Source organism: Lysobacter sp. Soil_N_23 (assembly GCF_057656135.1).
This window is the reverse complement of the sequence record NZ_JBDGKY010000002.1, coordinates 63220-83101: the sequence shown is the minus strand read 5'-3', so window position 1 is coordinate 83101 and position 19882 is coordinate 63220. Positions and strand designations below refer to the sequence as shown.

16 protein-coding genes are annotated in these 19882 nt (G+C 68.3%); 4 read left to right on the top strand and 12 right to left on the bottom strand.

Annotation, left to right across the window (positions count from 1 at the left end; genetic code table 11):
• Positions 1–27 precede the first annotated feature (27 nt).
• From gspG to xerD, 7 genes are all read right to left on the bottom strand, one after another.
• Positions 28–462, bottom strand: a complete 435-nt coding sequence (gene gspG / locus AC3A3X_RS02175) for a type II secretion system major pseudopilin GspG (RefSeq protein ID WP_487581425.1) — start codon at positions 460–462, stop codon at positions 28–30.
• 99 nt (positions 463–561) lie between these two features.
• A complete protein-coding gene (gene xpsF / locus AC3A3X_RS02170; RefSeq protein ID WP_487581424.1) occupies positions 562–1779 on the bottom strand; it encodes a type II secretion system protein XpsF in 1218 nt (405 codons plus the stop codon).
• A gap of 8 nt (positions 1780–1787) precedes the next feature.
• On the bottom strand, positions 1788–2132 hold the full coding sequence (locus AC3A3X_RS02165; RefSeq protein ID WP_487581423.1) for a GIY-YIG nuclease family protein: 345 nt from the start codon (positions 2130–2132) through the stop codon (positions 1788–1790).
• A gap of 99 nt (positions 2133–2231) precedes the next feature.
• Positions 2232–3947 carry a type II secretion system ATPase GspE gene (gene gspE, locus AC3A3X_RS02160; RefSeq protein WP_487581422.1) on the bottom strand — a complete coding sequence of 572 codons (1716 nt, stop codon included), beginning with the start codon at positions 3945–3947 and terminating at the stop codon, positions 2232–2234.
• A gap of 199 nt (positions 3948–4146) precedes the next feature.
• Entirely contained in the window at positions 4147–8091 is a 3945-nt protein-coding gene (gene purL, locus AC3A3X_RS02155) for a phosphoribosylformylglycinamidine synthase (RefSeq protein WP_487581421.1), read from the bottom strand.
• Positions 8092–8158: 67 nt separating this feature from the next.
• On the bottom strand, positions 8159–8998 hold the full coding sequence (locus AC3A3X_RS02150) for a DsbC family protein (protein ID WP_487581420.1): 840 nt from the start codon (positions 8996–8998) through the stop codon (positions 8159–8161).
• A gap of 151 nt (positions 8999–9149) precedes the next feature.
• A complete protein-coding gene (gene xerD, locus AC3A3X_RS02145; protein WP_487581419.1) occupies positions 9150–10103 on the bottom strand; it encodes a site-specific tyrosine recombinase XerD in 954 nt (317 codons plus the stop codon).
• Positions 10104–10148: 45 nt separating this feature from the next.
• On the opposite strand from xerD, the gene AC3A3X_RS02140 reads away from it, so the two are divergent.
• The gene (locus AC3A3X_RS02140; RefSeq protein ID WP_487581418.1) at positions 10149–10619 is read left to right on the top strand and encodes an RDD family protein; all 471 of its coding nucleotides are present in this window, start codon (positions 10149–10151) and stop codon (positions 10617–10619) included.
• Between the two features lie 159 nt (positions 10620–10778).
• On the opposite strand, the gene lptG is transcribed toward AC3A3X_RS02140, so the two are convergent.
• A complete protein-coding gene (gene lptG / locus AC3A3X_RS02135; protein ID WP_487581617.1) occupies positions 10779–11948 on the bottom strand; it encodes an LPS export ABC transporter permease LptG in 1170 nt (389 codons plus the stop codon).
• Positions 11876–12982, bottom strand: a complete 1107-nt coding sequence (gene lptF, locus AC3A3X_RS02130; RefSeq protein WP_487581417.1) for an LPS export ABC transporter permease LptF — start codon at positions 12980–12982, stop codon at positions 11876–11878. The genes lptG and lptF overlap by 73 nt, the downstream gene beginning before the upstream one ends.
• Positions 12983–13208: 226 nt before the next feature.
• Here lptF and AC3A3X_RS02125 point away from each other — a divergent pair, with 226 nt between their 5' ends.
• The 3 genes from AC3A3X_RS02125 to AC3A3X_RS02115 all read left to right on the top strand — a co-directional run bounded on the left by AC3A3X_RS02125 (position 13209) and on the right by AC3A3X_RS02115 (position 18119).
• On the top strand, positions 13209–14684 hold the full coding sequence (locus AC3A3X_RS02125) for a leucyl aminopeptidase (protein WP_487581416.1): 1476 nt from the start codon (positions 13209–13211) through the stop codon (positions 14682–14684).
• 4 nt (positions 14685–14688) lie between these two features.
• Positions 14689–15111 (top strand): DNA polymerase III subunit chi, encoded by a 423-nt coding sequence (locus AC3A3X_RS02120; RefSeq protein ID WP_487581415.1) that lies wholly within the window; start codon positions 14689–14691, stop codon positions 15109–15111.
• A 194-nt stretch (positions 15112–15305) separates the two neighbouring features.
• Positions 15306–18119 carry a valine--tRNA ligase gene (locus tag AC3A3X_RS02115; RefSeq protein ID WP_487581414.1) on the top strand — a complete coding sequence of 938 codons (2814 nt, stop codon included), beginning with the start codon at positions 15306–15308 and terminating at the stop codon, positions 18117–18119.
• Between the two features lie 59 nt (positions 18120–18178).
• Here the strand turns inward: AC3A3X_RS02115 and rimI are convergent, their stop codons facing one another.
• From rimI to pssA, 3 genes are read right to left on the bottom strand one after another with little or no spacing between them, the layout of a single operon-like run.
• Complete coding sequence (rimI, locus tag AC3A3X_RS02110; protein WP_487581616.1) at positions 18179–18613, bottom strand: ribosomal protein S18-alanine N-acetyltransferase; 435 nt, start codon at positions 18611–18613, stop codon at positions 18179–18181.
• Positions 18614–18666: 53 nt separating this feature from the next.
• Positions 18667–19056, bottom strand: a complete 390-nt coding sequence (locus tag AC3A3X_RS02105; RefSeq protein WP_487581413.1) for an alanine acetyltransferase — start codon at positions 19054–19056, stop codon at positions 18667–18669.
• Complete coding sequence (pssA, locus tag AC3A3X_RS02100) at positions 19053–19829, bottom strand: CDP-diacylglycerol--serine O-phosphatidyltransferase (RefSeq protein ID WP_487581412.1); 777 nt, start codon at positions 19827–19829, stop codon at positions 19053–19055. Before pssA ends, AC3A3X_RS02105 begins: the two co-directional genes overlap by 4 nt.
• Between the last annotated feature and the right edge of the window lie 53 nt (positions 19830–19882).

Here is a 19882-nt window from a genome sequence, read left to right as displayed (position 1 = left end):
GCTACCGTGCGGGCCTTACTCGACCCGTCACTCGTACTTGATGTCGGCGTCGACGCTGGTGCCGCCGACCTTGCCGTCCTTGCCCAGCACGATCAGGTCGAACGGACCGCCCTCGCCCGGCGCGCGGTACTCGATCGGATGGCCCCACGGATCCTTCAGTTCGGCCGGCTTGGCGTACGGGCCGAGCCAGCCGTTGACGTCGGTGGGCTGGGTGACGAGCTCCTCCAGCGAGGTCGGCAGGCGGCCGGTGTCCATCTGGAATGCCTCGACCTTGCCGGCCATGGTCTGCACCTGCGCCTTGGCGATGTTGTAGTCGCCGCGGTCCTTGCCGCCGAGCACGCGGCTGCCGACGAAGGCCAGCACCGCGCCGATGAGCACGATCACGATGATGATCTCGATCAGGCTCATGCCGCGCTGGCGGGCAGCGGACGGGGAACCATTCAACGAACGACGGTTACGCATTGGGGGATCCTTGTCGAGTGCGGTGACGATGACGGGATGTTTACCCGAAATTGGTGGCCAATGGGCTGACTGCGCGTGGCTGCATTCAGTTCCCTGCCGCTAGCCGATCGCATTGGTCAGGTCATACAGCGGCGTCAGCACCGCCAGCACGACCATGCCCACTACCGTGGCCAGCACCACCGTCACCAGCGGCACCATCGCCGCCAGCATCCGGTCCAGCGCCAGCGCGGTGTCCTGTTCGAACGTCTCGGCGGTCTTGACCAGCATCGTGTCGAGCGTGCCCGACTCCTCGCCGACCTGGATCATCTGCAATGCCAGCCGCGGGAAGCGCTTGCCGCGCCCTAGCGCGGTCGACAGCGCGACGCCGTTCTTGACCTCCTCGGCGGCGGCGGCGACGTCGGCGGCAAGCACGCGGTTGCCGAGCACGTTGCGGCCGATGCCGAGTGCGGCCATAAGCGGCACGCCGTTGCGCACCAGCGTGCCAAGCGTGCGTGCCAGGCGCGCAGTCTCGACCTTGGCCACCAGTGCGCCGGCGAAGCGGCGCCGCAGCAGCCAGGCATCGAAGGCCTCGCGGAACACCGGATCGCGGCGCTTGCGATCGAACCACCACAGCGCCAGCGCCGGCACCACCAGCAGCACGATCCACCAGTCGCGAACGAACAGGCCCACGCCGAGCACGATCTGGGTGAACAGCGGCAGCTGCGCATCCAGGCTTTCGTACATCGCCGCGAACTGCGGAACCACATAGCCGAGCAGGAACAGCAGGCTCAGGCCGACCATCACCAGCAGGATCGCCGGATAGATCAGCGCGTTGATGACGCGACCCTGCAGCGCGCGCGTGCGCTCCATGTAGTCGGCCAGCCGCGCCAGCGTCTCGTGCAGGCTGCCGCCGGCCTCGCCGGCGCGGACCATGTTGACGTACAGGCGCGAGAACGTGCCGTGCTGGCGCTCCAGCGCCGACGACAGCGAACTGCCGCCGCGCACGGCATCGCGCACGTCACCGATCGTGCGGCGCGCGAGTTCGTCTTCGGGCAGTTCCAGCAGGATGGTCAGCGCGCGATCGAGCGGCTGGCCGGCGCCGAGCAGCGTCGCCAGCTGCTGGGTGAACTGCACCAGGCGCGCGCCGGCGAAGGGCCGGGTCTTGAACAGCCCCTTCCAGACCGACGCCCCGGAGGCCTCGCTGGCCAGCTTGGCCTCGACCGGCAGGTGCCCCTGTTCCTGCAGGCGCGCAACCACCTCGGCATTGCTGGCGGCCTCCATCTGGCCGTCGAGCAGCTCACCGCGGGGGTTGAGGGCTTTGTAGTGGTAGAGGGGCATTACGGTTTCTACTCGTCATTCCCGCGCAGGCGGGAATCCAAGGACGTCGCTGTTGGCTTCAGTTCCGCAATGTCCGGCCACAGGTCCCTCCATGAAGGGTTCATCTCGTCGATCAGGCGCAATTTCCACGCGCGATTCCACTTCTTCACGCGTTTCTCTCTCTGGATTGCCGACTCCATCGTGACATGCAGTTCGTACCAGACCAGCCGGGTGACATCGTAGCGGTCGCTGAAGCCTTCGACGATGTGTTCACGGTGTTGCCAGGTGCGCGCAAGGAGATTGCTGGTCACGCCGAGGTATAGCGTTCCATTGCGGTGGCTGGCAAGCAGGTAGACACAAGGTTGTTTGTTCACTGTCCTCATCCTTGAGGGCTACGTCCATGGATTCCCGCCTTCGCGGGAATGACGAGTGAGTGGGGCTGACGGGGTAGCGGCGTCGACGGAGTCGGCTAGTTACGCATCCTCCGTCACCCGCAGCACTTCCTCTATCGTCGTCTCCCCCGCCAGCGCCTTGATGATGCCGTCCTCGTACATCGTGCGCATGCCCGACTGGCGCGCGATCTGCTCGATCTCGCCCATGCCGGCGTGGCGCATCACCGCGCGGCGCAGCTCGTCGTTCATCACCAGGAACTCCATGATCGTGGTGCGGCCGAGGTAGCCGTTGGGTGCAATCGCAGACGGGCGCGGATGGTAGAGGTAGATGTCGCCCGACGGCTGGTGGCGGCGCAGGTTGAACTTCTCGATCTCCTCCGGTGACGCCAGGTACCGTTCGGCGTGCGTCAGCTCCAGCTTGCGCACCAGGCGCTGGCCGAGGATGCCGTTGATGGTGGACGTCAGCAGGTAGTCCTCCACGCCCATGTCGAGCAGGCGGGTGATGCCGCCGGCCGCGTTGTTGGTGTGCAGCGTCGACAGCACCAGGTGGCCCGTGAGCGCCGACTGGATCGCGATGCGGCAGGTCTCCAGGTCGCGCATTTCGCCGATCATGATGATGTCGGGGTCCTGGCGGACGATGCTTCGCAGCGCGTGGGCGAAATCCAGGCCGATCTGCGGCTTGGCCTGGATCTGGTTGATGCCCTCGATCTGGTACTCGACCGGGTCCTCGACGGTGATGATCTTGACGTCGGTGGTGTTGAGCTTGCTCAGCGCGGTGTACAGCGTGGTGGTCTTGCCCGAGCCGGTCGGGCCGGTCACCAGCAGGATGCCGTGCGGCTGGTCGAGCACCTTCTGGAACTGCGGCAGGAAGGCGTCGGTGAACCCCAGGCGCTTGAAGTCGAACACCACCGTCTCGCGGTCGAGCAGTCGCATCACCACGCTCTCGCCGTGCGCGGTCGGCACCGTGCTCACGCGCAGGTCGAGCTCCTTGCCCTGCACGCGCAGCATGATGCGGCCGTCCTGCGGCAGGCGGCGCTCGGCGATGTTGAGCTTGGCCATGATCTTGACGCGGCTGATCACCGCGGCGGTGAGATTGGCCGGCGGGCTCTCGCCTTCGGTGAGCACGCCATCGACGCGGTAGCGCACCTTGAGGCGGCTCTCGAACGGTTCGACGTGGATGTCGGAGGCGCGCAGCTCGACGGCACGCTGGATGATCAGGTTGACCAGGCGGATGACCGGCGCTTCCGAGGCCAGGTCGCGCAGGTGCTCGACGTCGTCGAGGTCGCCACTGCCCTCGCCTTCGGCAGTCTCGACGATTGCGCCCATCGCGCTGCGGCCCTGGCCATACCAGCGCTCGACCAGGTCGCCGATCTCCGAGCGCAGCCCCACCGCCGGGCGGATGTCGCGGCCGGTCGCCAGGCGCAGGGCATCGATGGTGTACAGGTCCTGCGGGTCGGCCATCAGCACGTCGACCGCGGTGTCGCTTTCGCCGATTGGGCAAACCGCGAACTGCTTCATGAAGCGCGCCGACATCGCCACGCCTTCCGGCGGCAGCTCGGGCGCGTCCTTGACGTTGACCAGCGGCAGGCCGAGCACTTCGGCACAGGTTTCGGCGTGGTCGCGTTCGGACACCAGGCCCAGGCGCGCCAGCAGGGCCAGCAGGCCGCCGCCGGTTTCCTCCTGCAGGCGGCGCGCGCGCGCCAGGTCGGCGTCCTTCAGCCGGCCCTTGGCCAGCAGGGTCGCGACGATGCGGTCATCGAGACTGGCTTGGCCGGTGTCGTTGGCGACTGCGTTCACGCCGTCCTCCGTGGCTGTCAGGCCATGGACTTTACGGCACATCGCAGGAGGCGCGAAGAGTCCCTTCTCCCGCCTGCGGGAGAAGGTGCCCGGAGGGCGGATGAGGGCAGGCGGCCAGGTGCCGCATCGCAGCCGGTACTGAACCGCCCCTTGCCCTCACCCCAACCCCTCTCCCGCAAGCGGGAGAGGGGCTAAGACCTCAGCCGACCCAGACCCGCGCGTTACGGAACATCCGCAGCCACGGCGAATCCTCGCCCCACTCGGCCGGTGCCCAGCTCAGGTTGACGCTGCGCAGGGTGCGCTCGGGGTGCGGCATCAGGATCGTGGCGCGGCCGTCGTCGCTGGTCAGGCCGGTGATGCCGTCGGGCGAGCCGTTCGGGTTGAGCGGATAGCGCGTGGCAACGGCACCGTTGCCGTCGACATAACGCAGCGAGACGTGCGCCGCGCTCTGGTCGAGCGCGCTGTCGAACTCGGCGCGGCCTTCGCCGTGCGCGACCGCAACCGGGATGCGCGAGCCGGCCATGCCACGGAAGAACAACGACGGCGATTCCACCACTTCCAGCAGTCCCAGGCGCGCTTCGAACTGCTCGCTGGCGTTGCGCAGGAACTTCGGCCAATGGCCGGCACCGGGGATGATCGGCTTGAGCTGGGACAGCATCTGGCAGCCGTTGCACACGCCCAGCGAGAAGCTGTCCTCGCGGGCGAAGAACGCGGCAAACGCGTCACGCAGCACGCTGCGCTCCAGCACCGAGGTCGCCCATCCGCGGCCGGCGCCAAGCACGTCGCCGTAGCTGAAGCCACCGCAGGCGGCGATGCCCTTGAAGTCGGCCAGCGAGACGTGGCCGCCGATCAGGTCGCTCATGTGCACGTCGAAGGCTTCGAAGCCGGCGCGGTCGAACGCCGCCGCCATCTCGATCTGGCCGTTGACGCCCTGCTCGCGCAGGATCGCCACCTTCGGCCGCACGCCAGTGTTGATGAACGGCGCGGCGACATCCTCGGACGGATCGAACGACAGGCGCGGCTTCAGGCCCGGCGCGTTGAAGTCGCGCGCCAGCGCGCGCTCCTGGTCGGCGCATTCGGGGTTGTCGCGCAGCTTCTGCAGGGCGTGGCTGGTCGACCACCACGCGTCGAAGAGTTCGTCCCAGCGCCATTCCGCCAGGGTCTGGCCCTCGTCGCGGACGCGGATCGCCGGCGCCGTGGTCGGTCGTGCGATGCGTTGCGCGCAGTCGATCAGGCCGTGGCGCGAGACCATGTCGGCGAAGATGGCGCGGTCCTCGTCGGCGACCTGCACGATCGCGCCGAGTTCCTCGTTGAACAGCGTGCGGAACGGGTCGTGGCCCCAGCCGTCGAGGGTGACGTCCAGGCCCAGTCGCGAGCAGAACGCCATCTCGCACAGCGCCGCCAATGCACCGCCGTCGGAGCGGTCGTGGTAGGCGCGCAGCAGGCCGGCCTTGCGCGCATCACGGATGAGTTCGAAGAAATCACGCAGGCGCTGCGGGTTGTCCAGGTCGGGCACGCCGAGCGAGCCGGCGAATGCCGGCAGCTGCGAGTCCGGGCTGTTCGACAGCGCGTGCTTTGACACCGCGTCGGGATGGCACTGCGCCAGCACCGAACCGCCCAGGCGCTGCTTGCCGGCACCCAGGCCGATCAGCCACAGCTCCGACTCTTCGTTGCGATCGAGCAGCGGGGTCAGCTGCTGGCGCACGTCGACCACCGGCGCGAAGGCGGTGACGATCAGCGACACCGGCGACACCGACTTCGACGCGACGCCATCGCTGTGCCACTGCGCCTGCATCGACAGCGAATCCTTGCCGACCGGGATGCTCAGCTCCAGCTCCGGGCACAGCTCCAGGCCGACGGCCTTGACCGCATCGAACAGTCGCGCGTCCTCGCCGGGATGGCCGGCGGCGGCCATCCAGTTGGCCGACAGCTTGATGCGGTTGAGCGACTCGACCGGTGCGGCGCACAGGTTGGTGATGGCCTCACCCACCGCCATGCGCGCGGCGGCGGCGGCATCGATCAGCGCCAGCGGCGTGCGCTCGCCGAGCGACATCGCCTCGCCGACGAAACCGTCGAAGCCCGACAGCGTGATCGCGCAATCGGACATCGGCAGCTGCCACGGACCGATCATCTGGTCGCGCGCGGTCAGGCCGCCGACAGTGCGGTCACCAATGGTGACCAGGAAGTTCTTGGAAGCGACCGACGGATGCGCCAGCACGCGCAGCGCGGCCTCGCGCAGGTCCAGTCCGTTCCATTCCAGCGCGGGCCACGGGGCCGGCGGCGGACGGCGCGCGTCGCGGTGCATCTTCGGCGGCTTGCCGAACAGCACGTCCATCGGCAGGTCGATCGGCCAGTCGTGACCGGGCTGACGCGCGTTGTCGACCGTGGCGCCGTAACCGACGACCAGGTGTTCCTCGGCGGTGGCGTAGCCGACCACCGCGAACGGGCAACGCTCACGCACGCAGATCTGCGCGAACTCCTCGACGCGGTCGGCCGGCAGGCCGAGCACGTAGCGCTCCTGCGACTCGTTGCACCACAGCTGCATCGGCGACAGCGACGGGTCGTCGCTGGGCACCTTGGCCAGGTCGATGACGCCGCCCAGGCCGGAGTCGTGCAGCAACTCGGGGATGGCGTTGGACAGGCCGCCGGCGCCGACGTCGTGCGCGGTGGCGATCGGATTGTCGAGGCCGCGGGCGATGCAGCGGTCGAGCACTTCCTGGCAGCGACGTTCCATTTCCGGGTTGTCGCGCTGCACGCTGGCGAAATCGAGTTCTTCGTGGCTGTCGCCGGACGCGACCGAGCTGGCGGCACCGCCGCCCAGGCCGATCAGCATCGCCGGACCACCGAGCACGATCACCGCATCGCCGGGTTTCATGCCCAGCTTGGTGACCTGCACGCGATCGATCGCACCCAGGCCGCCGGCCAGCATGATCGGCTTGTCGTAGGCGCGCGCGAGCGTGCCGTTAGCGTTCGTGCCCTCGTCGAGCTCGAAGCTGCGGAAGTAGCCTGTCAGGTTGGGGCGACCGAATTCGTTGTTGAACGCGGCCGCGCCGATCGGGCCGTCGAGCATGATTTCCAGAGCCGAGGCCATGCGCGGGTTGAGCGAACGCTCGCGCTCCCACGGCTGCGGCAACGTCGGGATGCGCAGGTGCGAGACGCTGAAACCGCACAGGCCGGCCTTGGGACGGCCACCGCGGCCGGTCGCGCCTTCGTCGCGGATCTCGCCGCCGTTGCCGGTGGATGCGCCCGGGAACGGCGCGATCGCAGTCGGGTGGTTGTGCGTCTCGACCTTGATCGCGAACGCCGAATCGACCTGCGCCTCGGCGCGATAGCCGCGCGTCACCGGGTCCGGGCGGAAGCGACGGCTGGCATAGCCTTCGACCACCGCCGCGTTGTCGCTGTACGCCGAGAGTGTGTGCTCGGGCGTGGTGGCGTGGGTGTGCTTGATCATCTTGAACAGCGACTGCGGCTGTTCCGCGCCGTCGAGCGTCCACGAGGCGTTGAAGATCTTGTGCCGGCAATGCTCGGAGTTGGCCTGGGCGAACATCATCAGTTCGACGTCGGCCGGCTCGCGGCCGAGCACGCTGAAGCGCTCGCGCAGGTAGGCGATCTCGTCCTCGGCCAGGGCCAGGCCGAGGCGGACATTGGCGTTCTCCAGGTCGGCCAGCGCAATGCGTTCGAGCTGGCCGCGCGCGGGCGTGGCGAACAATGCCGCGGCGTCGTCGCGCGCTTCCAGCAGCGACTGCGTCATCGGATCGTGCAGGACCTTGGCCAGCGCGCCCTGGCTGGCGGCATCGGTCGGCCATCCGGCCAGGTCGTAACGGGTGCCGCGCTCGACACGCTTGATCGGCAGGCCGGCGCCACGGAGCAGTTCGGTCGCCTTGCTCGCCCACGGCGACAGCGTGCCCAGACGCGGCGTGACGTAGCGCGAGGTGGCTTCGTCCGCGCGCGCAGCCTCACCCGGCTCGGCCTGGAGGATGCGGCGCAGAGCTTCTGCGTCCGGCGTCGCACCAGTCTCCGGCTCGACCCAGTAGACGGGCCAGGCGCCAAGGACACGGACGGACGGATGGAGGGCTTGCAGGCGGGCTTGGAGCCGCTCGCGGCGGAACGGCGACAGGGCGGATGCGCCCTCGAGGACGATCATGTCCGGGGAACCGTGCAACGTCGGGCCCGACATTGTAGCCGAGCCGCGCAACCCCTGCCCGTACTCCTCAGGCGCCCGGCTTCACCGCAGCCGTCTGGGCATGGTCGGCCGCCAGCTTGTCCAGCGCCTCGCGCAGTGCCGCCGGCGGGATGTAGCCGCCGAGCTGGGTGCCATCGGCGCTGAGGATCATCGGCGTACCGGTCAGGCCGACGCGCTGGCCGATGTCGTACTGCTGGTTCACCGAGGTCTTGCAGTTCGTGTACTTGGGCGTGCGGTCGTTCTTGGCGTCGGTCAGCGCCTTGCGCCGGTCCGGCGCGCACCACACCGCCACCATCTTCTTGTAGTCGTCGCTGCCCAGGCCCATGCGCGGGAAGGCCAGGTACTCGATCGCGATGCCCTGGCGGTTGTACTCGGCGATCTCGCTGTGCAGCTTGCGGCAGTAGCCGCACTCGACGTCGGTGAAGACGGTGACCGTGTACTTGGGCTTGGCCGGGGCGAAGACGATGCGTTCGCTGACCGGGATGGTGTCGATCAGCTGCTTGCGCACCGCCGCCATCGCATCCTCGCTGAGGTTCTTTTTGGCGTTGACGTCGAACAGGGCGCCGCCGGAACCGGGCAGGAACAGGTAGCGGCCATCGTCGCTGACGTAGACCACCTGGCCGGCCACGATCGCCTCGCGGAAGCCCGGAAGCGGCGCCGCCCCGACCCGGTCCACCTCGACCTGCGGGTTGAGCAGGCGCACCGCCTCGACCGCGCGCGCGTCGGCGGTGCCGGCCTTGGGCTTGGCGGCGGCCAGGGCGGCTACGGCCGGTTTGGCGCTGCCTTGCGCCTGCGCTGCGCTGTCGGGCGCTTGCGCACAGGCGGAAAGGCTGAGGGCGCCGAGCGCGGCGAGGAGGATTCGCTTCATCTGGGATTCCTGACAGGGGCCACCGGGCGGCGGCCCATATTGGGGGGATGCCCGGATTGTGGCACGAGACCCGGTTGCGGCCAGTGCCCTTGGTCCCGGAGCGATTCACCTGTGGTTGTTTGCGCTACCGGACCCCGGCGGGGAATTGCCGCTATCCGCGCGGGTGGTGTTTCGAGTGGAGCTGCTTGAGCTGCTCGCGCGCCACCAGGGTGTAGATCTGCGTGGTCGACAGCGAACTGTGGCCAAGCAGCATCTGCAGCGCGCGCAGGTCGGCGCCGTGATTGAGCAGGTGGGTGGCGAAACTGTGGCGCAGGCCGTGCGGGCTGATCCGGGCCGGGTCGATGCCGGCGAACCCCGCATAGCGCTTCACCAGCACCCAGAACTGCTGGCGTGTCGGTGCCGCGCCGCCTGAAGTGAGGAACAACGGTGCCAGCGCGCGCTTTCCCGCCAGCTGCGGCCGCGCCGTGGCGAGGTACCGCTCCAGCCAGTGCTGCGCTTCCTCGCCCAGCGGCACCAGCCGCTCCTTGCTGCCCTTGCCCATCACCCGCAGCACGCCCTGGCGCAGGTTGACCGCCGTCGCCGGCAGGTTGACCAGTTCGCTCACGCGCAAGCCGGCCGCGTACATCAGCTCGAGCATGGCGCGATCGCGCAGGCCATTGGCCTCGTCGATGTCCGGGGCCTTCAGCAGGGCTTCGATCTGGCTTTCGGCCAGGGCCTTGGGCAGGGACCGCGGCAGTTTGGGCGGTTCCAGCAATGCGGTCGGATCGTCACTGCGCTCGCCGCGCCGCACCTGCCAGGCATAGAACGCGCGCAACGCCGACAGCAGCCGCGCGTTGCTGCGCGGCGAGTAACCGTGCTGCGAGCGCCAGGCCAGGTAGTCGAACAGGGCGGCGCGATCGGCGCCGGCCAGACCGCCGCCGCGGCCATCGCGCCAGCGCGCGAGCAGTTCCAGGTCGCGACGGTAGCTGTCGAGCGTCGGCTGGGCCAGGCCATTCTCGGCCCAGATCGCATCCAGGAAAGCGACAATGCCGCCGCCATCGGCGTCGCGCAATTGCGGCAAGGCCATCGCCACGCCACGGCGATCAGCAGGCGTTCGAGCACTCATGCATGCAGCTTAGCGGCCGTGCAGCGCAGCGGCTATCCTGATGCGATGGCATCGACCTCGCCCACACCCCGCCCCGCCGCACTGATCGGCTGGCGCCTGCTCGCACTGCTCTACGACCTGTGGCCAGTGGTTGCGCTGTGGATGCTGGCCTCAGCGGTCTTCACCTTTGCCTACACGTTCAGTGGCCACGACAGCCACGAGAACATCCCGCCCTTCAGCCTCCTGCAGTGGCTGCTGTGGCTGGTGTGCTGGCTGATCGGCGCCGTCTATGCGGTGCTGAGCTGGCGACGCGGCGGACAGACGCTGGGCATGCGCCCGTGGCGACTGCAGGTGATCGGCGCCGATGGCAGCGCACCGGCATGGCGGGCGTTGCTGATGCGCTACACCGTCGGCACGGTTTCTCTGCTGCTTGCCGGCCTGGGATTCTGGTGGGCCTGGTTCGACCGCGACCGGTTGACGTGGCACGACCGCGCCAGCGGGACACGCATGGTGCGGTTGCCGAAGCGGTCGAAGTAGGTCCTTATTCCGTCATCCCCGCGAAGGCGGGGACCCAGCGACTTTGCACTTGCCCGTCGCAACGGCAAAGTCAAAATGGGTCCCGGCTTTCGCCGGGACGACGGTGACGGGGCTGGAGGCGTGAGGGCCTGGGTCCCGGCGTTCGCCGGGACGACGGGGTTAGCCGCTGCGCTTCTTGAACAGGAACGCCGACACGCCCAGCATGATCAACGTCGGCAGCAGATACGCGATGCGGTAGTCGAACTTGTACACCGTCGCCAGCTTCACGAACTGGGTCTGCAACAACCAGAAGCCCAGCGCGAACACGATGCCGATGAACAGACGCTTGCCCATGCCGCCACTGCGCAGCGTGCCGAAGGCGAACGGCACCGCCGCCAGGCACAACGCCAGCACGTTGATCGAATAGAACCACCGTCCCCAGTAGTGCTCCTCGAACTCCGAAGCATCCAGACCATTGCGCTCGCGGTACTGGATCGCGGTGCGCAGGTCCATGGCCGACAGATAGCGCGGCCGCTCCGTGCCTGCCGACAGCGCGGCCGAATCGAGCTGCGAGTTCCAGCGCTCCTGCGCCACCTGCTCGCGACGCACCGAACGGTCATCGAACCAGGTCCGCGTCACATCGTGCAGCAACCAGCCACCGGGGCGGTGCTCGGCCGTCTTCACGTAGGCCAGCGACTTCAGGCGACCATCGTCGGCGAACTGGTACAGGGTGACATCACGTAGTTCCAGCCAGCGGTCGCCGTTGAGCTCGCGCTCCTGGCCGCCCGCGGCATTGAGGATGGTCTCACCCTCACGCGCCCACAAGCCGCTGTACTGCGCGACCACCGCGTTGCCGGACTTCGCCGACGACTTGAGGGCGTCGGCGCGCTGCTGCGTCCATGGCGACAGGCTCTCGCCGCTGAGCACCATCAATGCGGTGAGGATCGCCAGCGCACCGGCGACGGCCAAGCCGAGACGACGGCGCGACAGGCCGACGGCGCGCAGCGCGGTCAGCTCGGAGGTCGCCGCCAGCTGCCCCAGCGCCATCAGCGAACCGATCACGGCCGCGTACGGAAACAGGTAGTACATGCGCCGCGGCACACTCAGCCCGATGTACGCGAAGGCTTCGACCAGGCCGTACTTGCCCTTGCCGATGTCGCCGAACTCGCTCACCAGGGCCAGCATCACGTCGAGTCCGCCCAGCACCGCCCAGGTCAGCAGCACCGTGGCGAGCACGGTCTTGCCTACATATATGTCGTGGATCCTGGGGAGCAGTCTCATGACCTCAGCCTCGCCGTCGCGAACGCCTGCCGTGGTCGTCCCAGGCGGCCATCGCTGAAATACATCCAGAAGGCCACCGCCATCACCGGCACCACCAGCCACCACAGGCCCAGCCAGATCGCGATCTTGCCGCTTTCCAGCCAGCCCAGCCCGGCGGTCATCAGGTTCTGGCCGATCAGATAGGCCAGGAAGCCGACCAGGATCCGGCCATAGCGCGCCTGCCGCGGCATGCTGCGCGCCAGCGGCACCGCCATCAGGGCGAACGCCAGCGCCAGCAGCGGCGGCGCCAGGCGGTAGTGCAGCTGGGCCCTGGCCTCGCGCCGGTCGTCGCCGAGCAGGGTCAGGGTCGTCTGCATTTCAGGGGCATCGGGGTCGAACTTGAGCTCGTTGGCCGGCAACAGGATCTCGTTGCTGGCGTAGCGCAGCAGGCGGAAGTCCTTGGCGCCGGCCCGCTCGCCTTCGATCTGGAAGCCGCCGGACAGGGTCAGGTAGCGGTTGCCGGCCGGATCGACCGTCAGTTCGCCGGTATTGGACGTGGTCACGTCGATGCGTCCCTCGCCGGCATCGCGGTACACGAACACGCGCTGCAGCTGGCTGCCATCCTTGGACATGTTGGCCACGTAGATGACGCCGCGGCCGTTGGGGATGCCGACGAAGGCGCCCGGCTCCAGCCCGGCCATCAGCAGGTTGCGGTTGGCGTCGTTGATCATCTGCTTGGACAGGCGGTCCGCCCAGGGCCCCAGCCACAGCGAACAGGCCGCCACGACCAGCACCAGCGGCCCGACCACCAGCATCAGCGGCTTGAGCATGCGCCTGGGCCCCACGCCTATCGAGGAGATGACCGGCATCTCCGAGTCCCGGTACAGGCGCCCGACGCCCATCATCAGGCCCAGCATCAGCGCCAGGGGCAGGATCAGCGGCAGCCACTTGATCAGCACCAGGCCCAGCTGGGCCAGCATCAGGCCGGCCGGGACCCGGCCCCGGGCGATGTCCTGGAGCACGTCGGTGAAGGCGCCGCCGACCATGACGATCAGCAGCACCACCAGGGTGGCGAAGATCGCCTGGGCGAATTCGCTCAGCAGGTAACGGTCAAGCTTGGGCATCGATTTAGGCTTCGGGGCGGCTTGATCTGGGAAGTTGATCTGGAACTTGATCTAAAATCAGGGGAATTCGTCCGAGGGCGTGAGGTGGCTGCGCGATGCGCGGCCGGGGACATTGCATCCCCCTCACAGCCACTCGATTGTACGGAGTTTGGTTGGACGTCTGCCCACTGTTTCGACAGACGTTCCTGACCAGCTCCTTTTTTGGACTGCTCTGGGAATCTGTTGGATGGCCCTCGAATTCGACCTGAACCGCGACGCGCCTGCCGCCGCCCTCACCGATTGCATTGTCGTCGGCGCCTTTGCCGACAACAGCCTCACGCCTGCGGGCAAGGCCCTGGACGAAGCCAGCGGCGGCCGCCTGGCGGCCCTGCTCGAGCGCGGCGACGCCAGCGGCAAGACCGGCAAGACCGCCGTGCTGCACGACGTTCCGGGCGTCAGCGCGCCGCGCGTGCTGGTGATCGGCCTGGGTGACGCCGGCAAGTTCGGCGTGCCGCAGTACCTCAAGGCGGTCGGCGACGCCGCCCGTGCGCTGCGCAACGGCCCGGTGACCAATGCCTTGTTCACCCTGTCGGAAGTGCCGGTGGCCGGCCGCGACACCGCCTGGGCGATCCGCCAGGCCGCCATCGCCGCCGACCACGCCTGCTACCGCTACACCGCCACGCTCGGCACCAGCAAGAAGAAGGAAGAGCCGGGCCTGCGCAAGCTTTCCATCCACGGTGACGACGCTGTTGCCCTGGCCCACGGCCAGGCAATCGCCGCCGGCGTGCAGTTCTCCCGCGAGCTGGGCAACCTGCCGCCGAACATCTGCAACCCGGCTTACCTCGCCCAGCAGGCGCAGGAATTCGCCGGCCGCTTCGACACCACCTCGTGCGACGTGCTCGACGTTGCGCAGATGACCGAACTGGGCATGGGCTCGCTGCTCGCGGTCGGCCGCGGCTCGGCCAATCCGCCCAAGCTCATCGTCCTGAAGTACAGCAACGGCGGCGACGCCAAGCCTTACGTGCTGGTCGGCAAGGGCATCACCTTCGACACCGGCGGCATCAACCTCAAGACCCAGGGCGGCATCGAGGAGATGAAGTACGACATGTGCGGTGGCGCCACCGTCATGGGTACCTTCGTCGCCGCCGTCGGCATGCAGCTGCCGATCAATCTCGTCGTGGTGGTGCCGGCGGTGGAGAACATGCCCGACGCCGACGCCTACCGCCCGTCCGACGTGCTGACCAGCATGTCCGGCAAGACCATCGAAGTGGGCAACACCGACGCCGAAGGCCGCCTGATCCTGTGCGACGCGCTGACCTATGCGCAGCGTTTCGAACCGCAGGCGCTGGTCGACGTCGCCACGCTCACCGGCGCCTGCATGGTCGCCCTGGGCAAGTTCGCCTCCGGCCTGATGAGCAAGCACGACGACCTCGCCGCCGAGCTGATCGATGCCGGCGAGAACGTCTTCGACCGCGCCTGGCGCCTGCCGCTGTGGGACGAGTACCAGACCCTGCTGGAGTCCAGCTTCGCCGACGTCTACAACATCGGCGGCCGCTGGGCCGGCGCGATCACCGCCGGCTGCTTCCTCGGCCGCTTCGCCGAAGGCCAGCGCTGGGCGCACCTGGACATCGCCGGCAGCGCCTCGGACGAAGGCAAGCGCGGCATGGCCACCGGTCGCCCGGTCGGCCTGCTGAGCCAGTGGTTGCTGGACCGGGCAGCCTGACCGCGTGGCGCGCGCGGACTTTTACCTGATCCAGAAAGAGCGGTTCCGCGAGGAACCGCTGCTGCTGGTGTGCGAGCTCGCGCGCAAGGCGCACGACGCCAACCTGTGGACGCTGGTGCTGGTGCGCGACGACGAGCAGGCGCAGCGCCTGGACGAGTTGCTGTGGGAATTCGACGAGAATGCCTACATTCCGCACCAGCTCGCCGGTGACGACGAGGACGACCTGGCGCCGGTGCTGATCGCCACGCCCGATTCGGACACGCCGATGCGACCGGTGGTGATCAACCTGCGCGACGCGCCGGTGGCCGGCAGCTTCGAGCGCGTGCTCGAGGTGGTGCCCGCCGACGACTCGGCGCGTGGCCCGCTGCGCGAGCGCTGGAAGCAGTACCAGGCGCGTGGGCTGGATCTCAAGAAGCACGACATGTGAAGAAGCACGACATGTAAGGCCACGTCACCGCGCCTCACCCCGTCATCGCCCCTCGCCCCGTCATCCCCGCGAAGGCGGGGACCCAGCGACTTCGATGCTTCCCGGCAACGAGTCCGCCTGACGGCAACACCTGAAGACGCTGGGTCCCCGCCTTCGCGGGGATGACGGCAAACTAAGAAAGAAGCAAAGCGACCATGACCGACACCCTCGCCTCCAGCTACGACCCCAAGCAGTTCGAAACCCGCCTGTACGAGCAGTGGGAGCGCAGCGGTGTATTCAAGCCCAGCGGCAAGGGCGAGCCCTATACCATCCTGCTGCCGCCGCCGAACGTCACCGGCACGCTGCACATGGGCCACGCCTTCCAGCACACGCTGCAGGACGCGCTGATCCGCTACCACCGCATGCGTGGCTTTGATGCGCTGTGGCAGATGGGCACCGACCACGCCGGCATCGCCACCGAGATGGTGGTCGCGCGCAACCTCGGCCGCGACGGCCTGACCCGCGACGACCTCGGCCGCGACGGCTTCATCGGGAAGGTGTGGGAGTGGAAGCAGCACTCCGGCGACACCATCGAGCGGCAGATGCGCCGCCTGGGCACGTCCGGCGACTGGTCGCGCAGCGTCTTCACGATGGACCCGATGGCCGCGCAGGCGGTGATCGAGGCGTTCGTGCGCCTGCATGAGGAGGGCCTGATCTACCGCGGCCAGCGCCTGGTCAACTGGGATCCGGTGCTGAAGACGGCGATCTCCGACCTGGAAGTGGTCAACGAAGAGGAAGACGGCTTCCTGTGGTCGATCAGCTACCCGCTGAGCGACGGCAGCGGTGAACTGACCGTGGCGACCACGCGTCCGGAAACCATGCTCGGCGACGTCGCGGTGATGGTGCATCCGCTCGACGAGCGTTACACCCACCTGATCGGCAAGACCGTCACGCTGCCGCTGAGCAACCGCGAGATCCCGATCATCGCCGACGACTATGTCGACCGCGAGTTCGGCACCGGCGTGGTCAAGGTCACGCCCGCGCACGACTTCAACGACCACGCCGTCGGCCAGCGCCACGGCCTGCCGCTGATCAACATCTTCACCCACGTCGCGGCGGTCAACGGCAACGCACCGGAGAAATACCGTGGTCTGGACCGCTACGAGGCGCGCAAGGTCGTGCTCGCCGACCTCGAAGCCGCCGGCCGCCTGGTCGAGACCAAGCCGCACAAGCTGCAGGTGCCGCGCGGCGACCGCACCGGCCAGGTGATCGAGCCGTACCTGACCGACCAGTGGTTCGTGAAGATGGACAGCCTGGCCGCACGCGGCCTCGAACTCGTGGAGCAAGGCGACGTCAAGCTCGTCCCCGGCAACTGGATCAACACCTATCGCCACTGGATGGAAAACATCCAGGACTGGTGCATCAGCCGCCAGCTCTGGTGGGGCCACCGCATCCCGGCCTGGTACGACGACGAGGGCAACATCTTCGTCGGCCGCAACGAGGACGAGGTCCGCGCGCGTCATTCGCTCGACCATACCGTCAACCTCTCGCAGGACAGCGATGTCCTGGAAACCTGGTTCAGCTCGCAGCTGTGGCCGTTCAGCACGATGGGCTGGCCCAACGAGCAGGCGATGGCCGAGCGCGGATTCGACCGCTACGTGCCGTCGAGCGTTCTGGTCACCGGCTTCGACATCATCTTCTTCTGGGTCGCGCGCATGATCATGGCGACCGACCACTTCACCGGCCGCGTGCCGTTCAAGGACGTCTACATCACCGGCCTCATTCGCGATTCGCACGGCCAGAAGATGTCGAAGTCGAAGGGCAATGTCCTCGACCCGCTGGACCTGATCGACGGCATCTCGCTCGAGGATCTGCTGGCCAAGCGCACGACCGGGCTGATGAAGCCCCAGGATGCACCGAAGATCGAGAAGGCCACGCGCAAGGAATTCCCCGACGGCATCCCGGCGTTCGGTGCCGACGCGCTGCGCTTCACCATCGCCGCGCTCGCCACCCACGGCCGCGACATCAAGTTCGACCTCGGCCGCGCCGAGGGCTACAAGAACTTCTGCAACAAGCTGTGGAACGCCACCCGCTTCGTGTTGATGAACACCGAGGGCTTTGAGCCCTCCCCTTCAAGGGGAGGGTTGGGAGGAGATGGGTTTACGCAACAGCCGCAGCCAGTCACTGATGCAGAGCGCTGGATCCTCTCGCGCCTGGCCAAGGCGGCCGCCGAGGCCGAGACCCACTTCGCCAGCTACCGTTTCGATCTGCTCGCGCAGGCGCTGTACGAGTTCGCCTGGAACGAGTTCTGCGACTGGTTCGTCGAACTGGCCAAGCCGGCGCTGCAGGGCGACGACGCGGCTGCGGCGCAGAGCACGCGCCACACCCTGCTGTTCGTGCTCGAGCGCCTGCTGTCGCTGCTGCACCCGCTGGTGCCGTTCGTGAGCGAGGAACTGTGGCAGCAGGTCGGTCCGAAGCTCGGCCTGGCCGACACCACGATCATGCTGCGTCCGTACCCGCAGGCATCGGACTTCGCCGGACAGGACTACACCGCCGCCGAGGCCGACGTCGAATGGCTCAAGGCGATGGTCAGCGCGCTGCGCAGGATCCGCAGCGAACTCAACGTCGCGCCATCGAAGACGATCCCGTTGCTGCTGGCAGGCTGCACCGCGACCGATCGCGACCGCATCACTCGCTTCGACTCGCAGCTGCGTTTCCTCACCCGCCTGGACTCCATCACCATCCTCGATGACGCCGCTGCCGCGCCCGCCGCGGCGACCGCGCTGGTCGGCGAACTCAAGCTGCTGGTGCCGCTGGAAGGCCTGGTCGACCTGGGTGCCGAGCGCACGCGCCTGGACAAGGAGATCAAGCGCGTCGAAGGCGAGATCGGCAAGTGCCACAACAAGCTGGCCAGCGAGACCTTCGTTGCCAATGCACCGCCGGCCGTGGTCGAGCAGGAGCGCAAGCGCCTGGCCGACTGGAACCTGCAGCGCGAGGCACTGGCTTCGCAGCGGGCCAAACTGGGCTGAGCCCGGCTGGGCCAAGCCAAGTTGGGCTCACGCCCCGGCTTGGCGTCGGCTTGTCCGGGCTATTCCGGCGGCAACAGCTCGATCGCCATCACCAGCGCATCCTCGCGGCCATCGCGCGCCGGGTAGTAGCGCGGCCGGCGGCCGATCTCGTTGAAGCCTTCGGAATGGTAGAGCGCGATCGCCCCGGCATTGGAGGGCCGCACTTCCAGGAACACGCGCTCGGCGCCGCGACCGCGCGCGACGTGCATCATCGCCCGCAGCAGGTGGCGGCCGTGGCCGCGCCCCTGCCGCGCCGGGTCGATGCAGATATTGAGCACGTGCGCCTCGCCGGCGGCGATGCTCATCAGGAAGTAGCCGATGATCTCGCCGCCCTGCTGCAGCAGCCAGGCCGGGTAGTCGGCGCGCAGGCAGTCGCGGAAGATGCCGACCGTCCACGGAAATTCGTAGGCGCGGATCTCGACCGCGTGCACCGCGTCGAGGTCGTCCTCGCGCATGGGCCGCAGTGCGCCGGCGGGCGACGCCTGGCCGGTATCGACGGCCAGCGCGCTCACGCCGATCCGCTCCGTCGGCGCAGCGCCCGCAGGTGGGGCCACATCGCGCGCTTGGCCGCGGCATTGCCGCGCAGCGAGGCGAGGTCGGCAACCAGTGCGGCTACGTCCGGATCGCCACTGTCGCGTCCGGCCGCACGCAGCACCGCCAGCAACAGGCGGTCGGCCCTGGCCGGTTCGCGCGGTACCGGTGCAGCCTGACGCGCCCGCGGAGCACCCTCGCCTCTCAGCAGCGCAGCCGCTTCACGGCGGGCATCGGCGGGAGCGTCCTGCGCATCGGCGACGGCCTGAGAACCGGACTCGATCGACTGCGCGCCTCCCAGCGCCCACACCTGATGGCCCATGGCCTGCAGCCATTCGCGCTGCTGCGGACTCCACAGCGCGCTCATGTGCCGGCCTCCGTCGCTGCCGGGCGCCGCAGCTTGCGCCAGGCCGCATAGGCCGGGCCCGACAACGCGTACAGGCCACCGATCACCAGCAGCACGCGCGGCGGATCGATGGCGATGGCCACCAGCACCGCCAGCACCACCACGATCGCCAGGAACGGCACGCGGTCGTGGCGCGGACCGCCGCCCTTGAAGCTGAAATAGCGCAGGCGGCTGACCATCAGCAGGCCGGCGACCACGGTCACGGCGAGCGCGACATACCTCAATTGCTCGCCGCTGTAGCCCATGTCGTCGCAGGTCCACACGAAGCTGGCCACCAGCCCGGCCGCCGCCGGACTGGCCAGGCCGATGAACCAGCGCTTGTCGACCTGGCCCACCTGGGAATTGAAACGCGCCAGCCGCAGCGCCGCGCAGGCGGCATAGAGGAAGGCCGCGACCCAGCCGATCTTGCCGGGCGTCGGCCCGTCGAGCAGGGTCGCCGACAACGCCCAGTGGTACATCACCAGTGCCGGGGCCAGGCCGAAGCTGACCAGGTCGGCCAGCGAGTCGTACTGCACCCCGAACTCGCTCTGGGTGTTGGTCAGGCGCGCTACCCGGCCGTCGAGGCCGTCGAGGATGCCGGCGACGAACACGGCGATGCAGGCGTCGTCGAAACGGCCCTGGGTCGCGGCGATGATCGCGTAGAAGCCGGCAAACAGGCCGCCGGTGGTGAAAAGGTTCGGCAGCAGGTAGATGCCGCGACCGCGCGGCCGCGGGGTTTGTTGCAATTCGTCCATGTTTGGAAGTGTAGCGCTTGCCTGCGCCCCGGCGCGGTGATGCAATCGGACCT